The sequence below is a fragment of the Frigoribacterium sp. R86507 genome (genome assembly GCF_044597695.1).
Taxonomy (GTDB): Bacteria; Actinomycetota; Actinomycetes; order Actinomycetales; family Microbacteriaceae; genus Frigoribacterium.
Genome location: NZ_CP139002.1, coordinates 1,105,884 through 1,117,858, shown reverse-complemented (window position 1 = coordinate 1,117,858; position 11,975 = coordinate 1,105,884). Strand labels below are relative to the sequence as shown.

The window sequence follows — 11,975 nt, the reverse complement described above, 5'->3', positions numbered from 1 at the left end:
GCCTCACGGCCCGACGGACGACCCGAGCGGGCGGAGTCGCTACAGCGGCAGCGTGCGCCCGGCTTCGGCCAGGGCGTCGGCCGGCACGCTGCCCTGCCCGACCGGCACGGTGCCCGTGGTCCAGCGACGCAGGACCCCCTCGGGAACCTCTTCGGCGACCAGGGCGAAGCAGAAGTGGTCGCGCCACGACCCGTTGATGTGGATGTACCGCCGTCGCAGACCCTCGTAGCGGAAGCCCAGCTTCTCGACGACGCGCAGGCTGGGGGCGTTCTCGGGCCGGATGCAGATCTCCATGCGGTGCAGGCCCAGGGCCCGGAAGCAGTGGTCGGTCGCGAGTGCCACCGCGATCGGCGTCGCGTTGTGGCCCGCCGCGGCCTGGGTGACCCAGTAACCGATGGTGGCCGAGCCGAGCGAGCCGTAGGCGATGCCCGAGACGTTGAGCTGGCCGACGAACCGGCCGTCGAGCTCGATCGCGAAGGGCAGACCGAGCCCGGCCCGGGCGTTGGTCTGCAACGAGCGGATGCTGCCGCGCACGTCGTGGCTCGTGAAGCCGTTCGGGTTGGTGGCTTCCCACTGCCGCAGCCACGACCTGTTCTCCATCAGGGCCTGGTCGAGGTCGCGGGTGTCACGAAGACGGAGGGGGCGGATGGTCACCGCCCCCTCCGTCAGCGTGGGGATGTTCGTCACGGAGCGTGTCGCCTGCTTACTTCTCGAGCCCGGCGGTGAACTCTTGCAACCACGGGCGCAGTTCGCCACCGATGTCGTCCCGGTCGGAGGCGAGCTGCACGATGGCCTTGATGTAGTCGAGCTTGTCACCGGTGTCGTAGCGACGACCACGGAACACGACGCCGTACACGCCGCCGGTCCACTCTTCGGCGCCGGCCATCTTCATCAGGGCGTCGGTCAGCTGGATCTCGCCGCCCTTGCCCGGCTCCTGCTTCTCGAGGACGTCGAAGACCTCGGGGCGGATGACGTAGCGGCCGATGATCGCCAGGTTCGAGGGGGACTCGCCCTGTGCCGGCTTCTCGACGAGGCCGGTGACCTTGACGACGTCGTCCTCGTCGGTCTTCTCGACCGTGGCGATGCCGTAGAGGTGGGTCTGCGACGGGTCGACCTCGAGCAGGGCGATGACGGTGGCGTTCTTCTGCCCCTGCACCTCGACCATGCGCGTCAGCAGCGGGTCGCGGGCGTCGATGATGTCGTCACCGAGCAGGACGGCGAACGGCTCGCGTCCGACGTGCATCTTGGCGCGGAGCACCGCGTGGCCGAGGCCGAGCGGGTCACCCTGACGCACGTAGTGCATGTCGGCGAGGTCGGTCGACTGGTTGACCTTGGCGAGCTTGTCGTGGTCGCCCTTCTTCTTCAGCGTCTCTTCGAGCTCGCTGACGTGGTCGAAGTGGTTCTCGAGCGCGTTCTTGTTGCGCCCCGTGATCATCAGCACGTCGGTGAGGCCGGCGCTGACGGCCTCTTCGACGACGTACTGGATCGCCGGCTTGTCGACGACCGGCAGCATCTCCTTCGGCATTGCTTTCGTGGCGGGCAGGAATCGTGTCCCCAGGCCCGCGGCGGGAATGACTGCTTTAGAAATCGTGAAGCCCATGCGGGTCAGCGTATCCATCCCCGACGTTTCGCGGAGGTTAATAGTCGGACGGTTAAGCTCGACGTCATGACTGACGACGTCGGCAACGCCAAACGCGCCCTGCGAGCCGAGATCCGCCAGAAGCGTCGCACCCTGGGTGCGCACGAGAGGGAACAGACCACCGAGGGCATCACCCGGCACCTCACCGACCTCGCCACGGGCCTGTCGGTGCGCTCGATCGCCGCCTACCTCTCGACCGACGTCGAGCCGAACACGCGTCCGTTCCTCAACTGGGCCTTCGCGAACGGCATCCGCGTGCTGTTCCCGATCACCCGGGCCGACGGCCTGCTCGACTGGGCGGTGGGCGACGGCGAGAGCGAGACCCGCGGCCTCTTCGACCTGCCCGAGCCCGTCGGCGAGGTGCTCAGCCCGATGGCGGTCAACGACGTCGACCTGATCGTCGTTCCCGCGGCCTCGATCGACCACGGCGGCATGCGCATGGGCTGGGGCCGGGGCTACTTCGACAAGACCCTCGGCTCGATGGAGCGCCGCCCGCCCGTCTATGCTGTGGTGTTCGACCCCGAGTACGTCGAGTCGGTGCCCCGAGAGCGGCACGACCAGCCCGTCGACGGCGTCGTCACCCCCTCCGGCATCCACGAGTTCTAGACTCGCCTTCCCTCAGGAGCGCCTCCGTGCCCACCTACTCGTACCGCTGCACCGAGTGCGACAACGCGTTCGACATCGTGCAGTCGTTCACCGACGACACCCTCACGGTCTGCCCGGTCTGCGAGGGCAAGCTGCGCAAGGTCTTCAGCCCCGTCGGCGTGACCTTCAACGGGTCGGGCTTCTACCGCACCGACTCGCGCTCCAAGAGCACGTCGGGCTCGGGGTCGTCCGGATCGGGCGACAAGGCGTCGTCGTCCGGCTCGTCCGAGAAGAGCTCCGGAGGCGCGAGCGGCTCGCCCACGTCGGGTGCCTCGGGCAGCGGGTCGGGTTCGTCCTCGTCCGGCAGCGGCTCGTCGGGCTCCGGCTCGAGCTCGTCAGGCAGCGGCTCGTCCGGCTCGAGCTCGTCGGGCTCGAGCTCGTCGGGCGGTTCCTCGAGCTCGTCCTGACCGGACCGAGGCGAGCGACGGGATCACCCGAGCGCGCCTCCGTGGTTTGCTGGACGTCGAGAATCCCCTCTCGCCGGATCATAAGGAGTCGCCCGTGAAGGGTTTCAAAGAGTTCATCCTGCGCGGCAACGTCATCGACCTCGCCGTGGCCGTCGTCATCGGAGCGGCCTTCACGGCCATCGTGACGTCGCTCGTGACCAACGTGTTCAACCCGCTGATCGGTGCCGCGTTCAACGCGACCATGCTCGACGAGGCGCTCATCGTCACGATCCCGACTCTCAACGGCGGCGAGGCCCAGCTGAAGTTCGGCGCCGTGATCGGGTCCGCGATCCAGTTCCTGATCATCGCGGCCGTCGTCTACTTCGTGCTCGTGCTGCCGGTGAACAACCTGCTGAAGCGCACCTTCGCCAAGCAGAAGGCGGAAGAGACCCCGGCCGACGTCCCGCCGACCGACGTCGAACTGCTCAGCGAGATCCGCGACCTGCTGCGTGCCCAGGCCGCACCTGCCGTCGGCAGCGGCTCGCACGCCGCGCCCGTGCTCGAGTCGCGCGACCCGCACAGCGAGAACGGCCCGCTCGGCAGCCGCTGAGACCGCCGCGACGAACCCGCCACGAGAGATCTCGTGGCGGGTTCTTCGCGTCCCGGAGGGCGTCGACTCAGCCCCAGTGCGGAGGGACGTCGGCACGCAGTCGCTGGTCGTTCTCGCTCGAGCCCTGCCGACCGGGTTCGGGCGCGGGAGTCGGGTCGCTGCCCGGCACCGGATCGGTGGTCACACGACGCCCGGCCCGTCGACGCACCACCAGGGGGCGCTGCTCGACCGACTCGAACTCGTGAGGGGCGTCGCCGTCGGACGCCGCGCCTCCTGCGGTCATCGACGGTTGACGTGCTGGCTGGCCGACAGGGCCGGCACCTCGTGCGTGTGCGAGTCACCGATGCCGAGCACCTCGGCGACGCGCTCGGCGACGGCGTCGGGATCGGTGAAGAGCTGGAACGCGTGCACGCGGATGTAGTGCCAGCCGAGCCGCCGCAGCACCTCGGGACGTGAACGCAGCGACTCGCGCAGGCTGGTGCGCGAGAGCGTCGTGTCGGTCTCGATCGTGACGCAGACGCCGTCGTGGGCGGCCACGAGTCCGAGCTTGCCCCGGTGGCCGAGCGCGACGGGGATGCCCTTGACCTCGAGCCGGCGGGCCAGGTCGACGAGCATGGGCTCGCTGTCGTCGGGGACGTGCTCGGCCGACGTCCGGGCCTGCACCTCGGTGAGGATCTCGCTGAGCGCGACCGTCCCGTGACCCATGCGACTCGAGTCGATGTCGCCCGGTTGGAAGCAGGTCACGATGACCATCGAGCGACGCGCACGCGTCATGGCGACGGCCAGCAGTCGCTCGCCACCTGGCTGGCCGAGCGGACCGAAGTCGCTCAGCACGCGGCCGTGCGGGGTGCGGCCGTAGCCGATCGAGAACACGACGTGATCACGGCTCTGCGCGACGCTCTGCTCGAGGGTGGCGATCATGAACGGTTCGCTGCGGTCGCCCACGACGAACTCGGTCAGGTCTTTGTGGCCCGAGACCGCGGTGAGGACGGCCTGCTGCACGCGGATGGCGTGCTTGGCCGACGCCGTCAGCACCATGAGCGACTCGCTCGGACGCGTGCGGGCGTGCTCGAGGACGAGGGACACGACGCGATCGACCTCGGCGTCGACGCTCTCGACGGCGCCGGACTCGGGGTCGGGGACGGCGGTGCCGCCCGAGACGTAGTCGAGCGCGATGCTGCCGTGGCCGAGGAAGCTGCCCGCCCAGGGCAGGGACTCGATGCGCCCGCCGTAGAAACGACGGTTGACGAGCTCGGCGAGGTCTTCTCCGCCGGCACGGTAGCTGCGCGTGAGGGAGAGCGTGGGGAGCAGGGTCGCGAGGCGCGCGAGGGCACTTTCGGAATGGGACGCGGCCAGGGCCTCTTCGTCGGCGTCGACGGGCGGTTTGCCCGGCACGACGCCGATGTCGAACTCCGACGGCGTCTGGGTCACGGGGTCGCCGAAGGCCACGGTCTGTTTGCCGCGACGGATCGCCCCGACGTTCTCGGCCAGGGTCGTGGCGCCGGCGTCGACGAGCACGACCGTGTCGAACGGCACCGTGTCGGCGATGGTGTGGACCTCGTACGGTGACGCGACCCAGACGGGTGCGATGGCCCGGGACAGGTGCGGGGCCGCGTCGTGCAGCAGACGGGCGGTCAGGTGGCCCTGACGCAACAGCCCCTTGAGGGCCGAGGCCTCTTCGGGCCAGTCGACCAACCCGATCTTCCAGTTCTCGGCCAGCAGCCACGCGAGCAGCTGGGCGCTGCCCGCGGCGTGGGCCTCGTCGACGAGGCGGAAGTCGGCCTCGAGCCGGTCGAGCATCGCGGTGTTGGCGCCGAGCAGGGCACGGTCGGCCTCGAGCAACGACTCGAGTGCCGAGCGCCACCAGGCGAGCTCGAGCTCGGCGGCGACCTGGTGCTCCGGCACGTGGCGGTTGGCCAGGTCGGTGATGAGCGGGGTCAGTTCGAGATCGCGCAGGGTCGTCATGAGCTCGGTGCGCTCCTGCAGGTTCTGCAGGACGTCGCTCTCGGCGGCGAGGGCCTCGAGCCGCTGCTGCAGCTCGACGATGCCGATCTCGGTCAGCCCGTCGTCGCCCGTCAGGCCCAGGGGGCCGTCGAGTCGTTCGAGGTCTTGCGACACCTGCTGGTGCAGCACGTGCGTGTCGGCGATGCCCGTGGGGACCTCGGGCGGGGTGCCGGCCGACACGTAGCGCTGCCACACGACGCGTTGCTGCTGGATGCGCTGGAGGGCGCCGTGCAGGTCGGCGATGTGGACGCCGGGTCGCACGTACTCGCGGGCGAGCTTCTTGAGCCGACGACGGTTGGCGCTCGACATGTCGGGCGCCTCGCGCTTGGGCGCCGTCGCGGCGACGAGTTCGGCGACCGAACGGTCGAACACCACGGGCATGAACTTGTCGAGGGTGTCGCGGATCTCGGTGAGCAGGCGCAGGTAGACGCCGAGCTCGGAGACACTCTCGAACGGGCGCATGCGGGTGCTGCCGATGACCTCTTCCGCGCGCTCGAGGAGGCGGGGCAGGTCGCGGTGGTGCAGGTTCTTGGCGAGCTGGTGCGCGTCACCGGCTCCGACGCTCTCGGTGAAGCGGGCGCCGTACCAGGGCGAGTCGCCCGGGCCGTACTTGAACTCGCCCAGGTTGGCGGCACCGACCATCGTCTCGGCCACCCGCCCACGGCCGTCGACCATGGCGGCGATGCTGCGGCGGCTGAGGCGGGCCGTGGTCGCCGGGGCGGCGGGCAGCAGGGCCAGCCGCGAGAGCTCGGTGAGGCAGTCGAGCACCGAGACGCCGAGCTCGGGGTCCCGACGGCTGAGTGCGCCACGGTAGTCGACGAGCACCTTCCGGAGGCGCACGAGGGCGTCGTCGACTTCTCCCATCTGAGGGTGGGTGGCCTTCTCGTTGCGGGAGATCGACCGGATCACGTCGCGGCGCAGCGTGGTCGGGCTGACGGCGACACCCGGCAGGCCGACGTCGGCGAGACGACTCGTGATGCCCCGCAGCGTCGCCCGGCGGGCGCTCACCACCAGGACGCGCTTGTTCTGCGACACGAGACGGCCGACCGCGTTGACAATGGTCTGGGTGCCACCGGTGCCCGGCAGGGTCTTGACGACGACCGAGTTGCCGGCGGCGATCTGCGCCACGACGTTCTCTTGCTCGGGGTCGGCGTCGAGCAACAAGGTGTCGGTCTCGGGGCTGCGCTCGTCCTGCGGCGTCGCCGTGGTCGGACGATAGGCCTCTTCGACCTGGCGGATGGCCATCGGGTTGCCGGCGAGCGCGTCGAGCACGGGGTGCCCCAGCTCGCGGGCGTCGAGGGCCATCTCGGTCGAGACCTCGGCGAAGGTCGAGACCACGAGTCGCGGCTGGACCGTGAACCACTCGAGGTGGGCGGTCAGCCCGCGGAGGCGGTCGATGACCGGGTTCGGCGTGAACGACCCCTCTCGACTGGCGAGGGAGACGAAGGACTCGGCGTCGAGCGTGATGCCGAACTGGTCGTGCAGGGCGTCGACCAGCGCCGGGTTGAGGAAGGGCTCGCCGAGCAGCTTGACCTCGAAGTCACGCCCGTGGCGCCGGATCGCCAACGGGCGCAGCAACACGGGGGCCCGGAAGTCTTCTCCGGCGAAGGACCAGGCGGCGACGCCGATGGCCAGGTGCACGGCATCGATGCCGCGGACCGTGCTGAGCTCGAGCCCCTTCGCGGCGATCTCGCCGGCCGCGGCGCGGGCCGTGCGCAGGGCGAGGTCGTCACGGATCAGGCTGGAGAGCAGGGTCGTCTTGCCCGTGATGAACTGGGCGAGGCCACCGGGATGGGTCGTGCTCAGCTCGATGCGGGACCGCTGCGAGTCACCGAAGTGCAGCAGCGTGGAGGGGCCGCCGACCCGTCGCAGGGACTCGCGCCAGGTGTTCCAGACGGGCTCGGCCACGTTGCCCAGGGACTGCCCCGGGTGACCGAGGCTGACGGCATGGGGTGTGATCACGCCCGTGGGCGCGCCGGTCGGGACGGCGACGGAGTCGTTCTCGTCGTCGTCGTTGTCATGCTGTCTGTCGGCTCGCCACACCCTGACACCTTAAGCGGTCCGCCCCGACAACACCCGGAGGACGGGCGGTTCCGCCGCGAGTCGTCACGGTGGGCCGCCCACACGTCGGTGGGCCACTCGGCGACACCCGATGCCGATCCGTGGTCGTGTTACAGCATTCGTCATGATGCGCGACACGGACGGTTACGTGAGTTGTCGTCATAACCGTGCGCCACCACGTCAACGTACAGTACGGTCATCACGGGGGCTATTCAATGAGCCGACACGACACCGTGTCTCGACATCAGGAGCGCACATGCCTTTCGAACAGAAGTACAGCGACGAGACGCGAGAGAAGTCGCTCGCCCGGGTGCTCGAACGTCGCGAGGCCGAGCCGGGCAACCGGGCGATCATCCGCGAGACGGCGTCCGAGTTCGAGGTCGGTGAGCAGTCCCTGCGCGGGTGGATCCGGGCCCACGAGCGGTCGATCGCCCCGACGCCGGCACCCGACGACGCGGTCGAGAAAGAACTCGACGTCACCTCGGACGACGACGAGGCCGCCCCCTCGACCGCGGCAGCCCCGCGCCGGGGTCGGCCCCCGGGTTCGGGATCGGCCGCCACGGCCGAGCGCGTCGCCGAACTCGAGGCCGAGGTCGCCAAGCTGCGTCGCGACCGCGAGGCCCTGAAGAGCGCCATGGCGGTCCTGCTGGCCGACTGACGCGGCACTTGTGCCGGGCCGCCACCCGGGAACGACGAGAGCGCCCGACCCCGCGACTGCCATCCGGGGCCGGGCGCTCTCGTCTGCTCGATGCACGATCGAGACGGACCGGCGCGACCGCCCGGTCTCGGAGGGGGGAACGAGACTCTCGGGCGGCCGCACCGACTCGTCCAGCATGCCATGTTGCATTTCACATGTCAAACGGTCGGCGTGATCAACGGCGGGGAGGCGCAGGTCGGCTCGGCGACGCAGGGCGCCCCTCGGTCGGGGTGCGGCCCTATGCTGTCGCCACGCAGAGCGCGCGCACCACTTCCTGCAAGGGGACCCACATGGCAGGCACCTTCGTCGTCACCCAGGACGCCTCGGGCGAGTACCGCTTCGACCTGACGACGGGCAACGGCGAGGTCCTCGCCTCGTCCGGGGGCTACAAGCAGAAGGGCTCGGCGATGAACGGCATCGACGCCCTGCGTCGGACGGCCGTCGACGCCGTGGTCGACGACCGGACGGACGTCCCCGTCCCGGGCCACGCCGACTGACCACGGCCCCACCCCTCGGTCACCCGGGGCGGCCGCCGGTGGCGACGGGGCGCGTGGGGTCGTTCGACCAGGCGCTCCACGAACCGGCGAAGAGCACGGGGTCGAACCCGGCGATCGTCGCGGCCAGGGCGTTGTGGGCCGCGGTGATCCCCGACCCGCAGTAGACGGCCAGGGGCGTGGCCGGGGTGACCCCCGCCTCCTCGAACCGGGCGCGCAGCGCGGTGGCGTCGACGAACCGACCCGTGGAGTCGAGGTTGCCCGCCGTGGGCAGGTTGACGGCACCCGGGACGTGACCGGCCCGCGGGTCGACCGGCTCGACGTCGCCGCGATAGCGCTCGGCGGCCCGACTGTCGACCAGCACGCCGGTGCCCGGCCAGGCGGCTGCCGCGTCGGCGTCGATCACGGGCCACGGGTCGTCGCCGAGGGTGACGTCGCCGGGCACGACCTCCGCGTCGCCCTGCTCGAGGGGCAGGCCCGCGTCCGTCCAGGCCGCGAGTCCCCCGTCGAGCAGACGCACGTCGGCGATGCCCGAGGCCCGCAGCAGCCACCACGCGCGAGCCGCCGACTGTCCGCCGAGGTCGTCGTAGACGACGACGGCGTCGCCGTCGCGGAGCCCCCACCGCCGGGCGGCGGCCTGCAGGTCGGCCCGGTCGGGCAGCGGATGCCGACCCTCGACGGGTTCGCCGTGCCGGGCGAGCTCGGAGTCGAGGTCGACGTAGACCGCGCCGGGCAGGTGCCCCTCGCGGTGGGCGGGACGGCCGTCCGGCCGGTCGAGCCGCCACCGGACGTCGAGCAGGCGCACCGCTCCCCCACCCGTCAGGGTCGCGTCGAGCTCGGCGGCGGTCACCAGGGGATGGTTCATGCCGACGAGGCTAACGGGCACCCCACAGGTGAGGACTTCTCGACGTCGAAGGATCGGGCGGCCGGAGACCGGTCGGTCCCCTAGCGTGAGCCCCATGACCGACCACATCGTCCTCGCCGGGGCCAGCGGCTTCATCGGGCAGCACCTCGCCGCCGCGTTCCGCGCCGAGGGCGCGCGCGTCAGCCTGATCGGCCGGCACGGACCCGACGCCTCGTGGGGCGACACCGCCGCCATCACCGCGCTGCTCGACGGGGCCGACCTGCTCGTCAACCTCGCCGGCAAGAGCGTGAACTGCCGCTACGACCCCGAGAACCGCGCCGAGATCGTGCGCTCGCGCGTCGAGACCACGCGCGAACTGAAGGAGGCGGTGCTCGCGTGCACCGCGCCTCCTCGGGTCTGGATGAACTCGTCGACGGCGACCATCTACCGGCACGCCGAGGACCGCCCGATGACCGAGTCGGGCGGCGAGATCGGCTCCGGGTTCTCGGTCGACGTCGCGACGGCGTGGGAGGCCGAGTTCTTCTCGGGCGAGCTGCCCGCCACCCGCCGCGTCGCCCTGCGCATGGCGATCGTGCTGGGCGACGGCAGCTCGCTCGTCCCGCTGATGAACCTCGTGCGGGCGGGTCTCGGCGGGCCGCAGCTCGACGGCCCCTGGCCTGCCACCCGGGCACGACTCGCAGCGGGCACGTACCACCACGAGGGTCGTGGCGGTGGGCGGCAGAAGTTCAGCTGGATCCACGTCGACGACGTGCTCGGGGCGATCCGGTTCGCCCGCGACGACGAGTCGGTCGACGGCGTGCTCAACCTGTCGTCGCCGAACCCGAGCGACAACCGCACCGTGATGCGCACCCTGCGCCGCGTCCTCGGCGTGCCGTTCGGCCTGCCCGCCTGGCGCTGGATGCTCGAACTCGGCACCGCCGTCCTGCGCACCGAGACCGAGCTCGTGCTCAAGAGCCGGTGGGTGCTGCCCGAGCGCCTCGTCGACAGCGGGTACGAGTTCGTCCACCCGCACCTCGACGAGGCCCTGAAGAACATCGTCGCCGGGAGGCGCGGCGCGGTCTGAGCGCGGCGGGTCTCGGGCGCCTGGTCTCGGGCGCCTGGTCGCGGGCGCCTCGGGGAGCCGGCCCGCGCCTCCTCCGCTCGCCCGACCTCGATCGCGCGGCACCGCACCGGCGGCGGGCGTCGCGGTGTCGTCGATCCGGTACGGACCGGATCAGCCCGAGAGCCGGACCGGCAGGGGCTCAGGTCTGCGGCCGTAGCTGAGGCGGCGGAGCAACCACTCGGCGGGGCCGTCACGCCCCGCTCGCTCGAGGGCGACCGCCACGACGACGGTCACGAGCCAGACGCCGACGGCGATCAGACTGACCCGGAGGGTGCCCGCCCCGACACCGAGCCCGAGGGCCCACGGAGCGAGCAGGGGGACGAACAGCACCGACTGCAGGAGGTAGCAGGTCAGCGAGCGCCGGCCCACGGCCGCCAGGGCCCGCACCACCGGGCCGGTGACGACCGGGCCGGTGACGACAGGGCCGGTGACGACCGGGCCGGTCGCGGCCGAGGAGGCGCGGGTGCGGTTCGCGACGAACCAACCGACCGCGCCGAAGAAGCCCAGGGCGCCCGCGACGCCGCTGACCCCGTGCAGGATGCCCAGGAGGTAGAGCGCCCACCACGGCGGCTGCCAGACCTGGACGGCGGCGAGCACGAGGGGCACCGCGCCGAGCACGCCGGCCGGGAGGCCGACGAGCGTGAGACGACGGAACAGGCCGAGGTTCTCGACGGGGCGCTCGAGCACCTGACGGCGGCCGAGCAGGGTGCCGATGACGGCGAGCGGCACGAAGGTCGCCGCCACGAAGGGGGCACCCAACACGAGCGCGAGCAGGGCCACCACGCGCCAGAGCAGCGCACCGAGGAACGTGCCCGGATCGAGGCCGGGCAGGCCGGCGTCCAGTGACCCCTGCGGCAGCCCGTCGAAGCCGGCCGTGACGACGAAGACGACCGCGAGCGACCAACCCAGCACCGTCAACGTCGTGTCCCGGGCCGCGAAGAGCAGCGCGAGGACGATGCCGAGGCAGCCGTAGCTCAGCAGGATGTCGCCCTCGAACAGGAGGACGACGTGGGCGGCGCCGAAGACCGCCAACCAGAGGCTGCGACGTAGCAACAGGGATCGCGCCCTGCCGTACGGCACACCCCGTGCCGCCTGGCGCCGGATCATCACGGTGAAGCCGTACGCGAAGAGGATCGTGAACAGCGGGAAGGCGCGGTTGTCCACGAGGAGGCCGACGAGCACGTCGACGACACGATCCCCCGCGGTGCCGTCGACCGGCCGGGCCAACGGGCCCAGGTCGCGGCCGCCGATGTAGTACACGCAGTTCGCGAGGGCGATGCCGAGCAGGGCCAGACCCCGGGCCAGGTCGGGGGCGAGCAGGCGCTCCTCGGAGCGGGTCGGGCCGCTGTACGCGACAGCGACAGGGGCCGGGTCGACGCGGAGCTCGGGCGGGGCGGAGGACGGCAGGGGTTCGGACGCGGGGCTCACCCTGTCCAGGGTGCCTCAGGGCGCCGGCCCGCGCCTCCTTCGCT

12 protein-coding genes are annotated in these 11,975 nt (G+C 71.4%); 6 read left to right on the top strand and 6 right to left on the bottom strand.

Translation table 11 applies throughout. The features are described from left to right. Positions 1-39 precede the first annotated feature (39 nt). Positions 40-687: a GNAT family N-acetyltransferase gene (locus tag SJY14_RS05405; protein ID WP_056229038.1), complete on the bottom strand. Its 648-nt coding sequence runs from the start codon at positions 685-687 to the stop codon at positions 40-42. Positions 688-703: 16 nt separating this feature from the next. After that, positions 704-1,600, bottom strand: a complete 897-nt coding sequence (galU, locus tag SJY14_RS05400) for a UTP--glucose-1-phosphate uridylyltransferase GalU (protein WP_054146939.1) — start codon at positions 1,598-1,600, stop codon at positions 704-706. 66 nt (positions 1,601-1,666) lie between these two features. On the opposite strand from galU, the gene SJY14_RS05395 reads away from it, so the two are divergent. The 3 genes from SJY14_RS05395 to mscL all read left to right on the top strand — a co-directional run bounded on the left by SJY14_RS05395 (position 1,667) and on the right by mscL (position 3,280). Beyond that, positions 1,667-2,245: a 5-formyltetrahydrofolate cyclo-ligase gene (locus tag SJY14_RS05395; RefSeq protein WP_055974340.1), complete on the top strand. Its 579-nt coding sequence runs from the start codon at positions 1,667-1,669 to the stop codon at positions 2,243-2,245. Positions 2,246-2,271: 26 nt separating this feature from the next. Continuing rightward, entirely contained in the window at positions 2,272-2,691 is a 420-nt protein-coding gene (locus tag SJY14_RS05390; RefSeq protein ID WP_396600012.1) for an FmdB family zinc ribbon protein, read from the top strand. 94 nt (positions 2,692-2,785) lie between these two features. Continuing rightward, entirely contained in the window at positions 2,786-3,280 is a 495-nt protein-coding gene (mscL, locus tag SJY14_RS05385) for a large conductance mechanosensitive channel protein MscL (RefSeq protein WP_396600011.1), read from the top strand. Between the two features lie 67 nt (positions 3,281-3,347). Here the strand turns inward: mscL and SJY14_RS05380 are convergent, their stop codons facing one another. Together SJY14_RS05380 and SJY14_RS05375 are read right to left on the bottom strand one after the other, a co-directional pair. Next, on the bottom strand, positions 3,348-3,563 hold the full coding sequence (locus SJY14_RS05380; protein ID WP_396600010.1) for a hypothetical protein: 216 nt from the start codon (positions 3,561-3,563) through the stop codon (positions 3,348-3,350). Next, positions 3,560-7,327: an AAA family ATPase gene (locus SJY14_RS05375; protein WP_396600009.1), complete on the bottom strand. Its 3,768-nt coding sequence runs from the start codon at positions 7,325-7,327 to the stop codon at positions 3,560-3,562. Before SJY14_RS05375 ends, SJY14_RS05380 begins: the two co-directional genes overlap by 4 nt. A 274-nt stretch (positions 7,328-7,601) precedes the next feature. On the opposite strand from SJY14_RS05375, the gene SJY14_RS05370 reads away from it, so the two are divergent. Further along, complete coding sequence (locus SJY14_RS05370; RefSeq protein WP_055974352.1) at positions 7,602-8,003, top strand: hypothetical protein; 402 nt, start codon at positions 7,602-7,604, stop codon at positions 8,001-8,003. A 329-nt stretch (positions 8,004-8,332) separates the two neighbouring features. Beyond that, positions 8,333-8,539 (top strand): YegP family protein, encoded by a 207-nt coding sequence (locus tag SJY14_RS05365; RefSeq protein WP_396600008.1) that lies wholly within the window; start codon positions 8,333-8,335, stop codon positions 8,537-8,539. A 19-nt stretch (positions 8,540-8,558) separates the two neighbouring features. Here the strand turns inward: SJY14_RS05365 and SJY14_RS05360 are convergent, their stop codons facing one another. Next, positions 8,559-9,401: a sulfurtransferase gene (locus tag SJY14_RS05360; RefSeq protein ID WP_396600007.1), complete on the bottom strand. Its 843-nt coding sequence runs from the start codon at positions 9,399-9,401 to the stop codon at positions 8,559-8,561. 94 nt (positions 9,402-9,495) lie between these two features. Here SJY14_RS05360 and SJY14_RS05355 point away from each other — a divergent pair, with 94 nt between their 5' ends. Continuing rightward, positions 9,496-10,464 (top strand): epimerase, encoded by a 969-nt coding sequence (locus tag SJY14_RS05355; RefSeq protein WP_396600006.1) that lies wholly within the window; start codon positions 9,496-9,498, stop codon positions 10,462-10,464. Positions 10,465-10,614: 150 nt separating this feature from the next. On the opposite strand, the gene SJY14_RS05350 is transcribed toward SJY14_RS05355, so the two are convergent. Beyond that, on the bottom strand, positions 10,615-11,931 hold the full coding sequence (locus tag SJY14_RS05350) for a DUF418 domain-containing protein (RefSeq protein WP_396600005.1): 1,317 nt from the start codon (positions 11,929-11,931) through the stop codon (positions 10,615-10,617). Positions 11,932-11,975: the final 44 nt, after the last annotated feature.

Coding starts and splice junctions, on each gene's coding strand:
- galU (WP_054146939.1), bottom strand. CDS start 1,600: ATGGGCTTCACGATTTCTAAAGCAGTCATTCCCGCCGCGGGCCTGGGG.
- SJY14_RS05395 (WP_055974340.1), top strand. CDS start 1,667: ATGACTGACGACGTCGGCAACGCCAAACGCGCCCTGCGAGCCGAGATC.
- SJY14_RS05380 (WP_396600010.1), bottom strand. CDS start 3,563: ATGACCGCAGGAGGCGCGGCGTCCGACGGCGACGCCCCTCACGAGTTC.
- SJY14_RS05370 (WP_055974352.1), top strand. CDS start 7,602: ATGCCTTTCGAACAGAAGTACAGCGACGAGACGCGAGAGAAGTCGCTC.
- SJY14_RS05365 (WP_396600008.1), top strand. CDS start 8,333: ATGGCAGGCACCTTCGTCGTCACCCAGGACGCCTCGGGCGAGTACCGC.
- SJY14_RS05360 (WP_396600007.1), bottom strand. CDS start 9,401: ATGAACCATCCCCTGGTGACCGCCGCCGAGCTCGACGCGACCCTGACG.
- SJY14_RS05355 (WP_396600006.1), top strand. CDS start 9,496: ATGACCGACCACATCGTCCTCGCCGGGGCCAGCGGCTTCATCGGGCAG.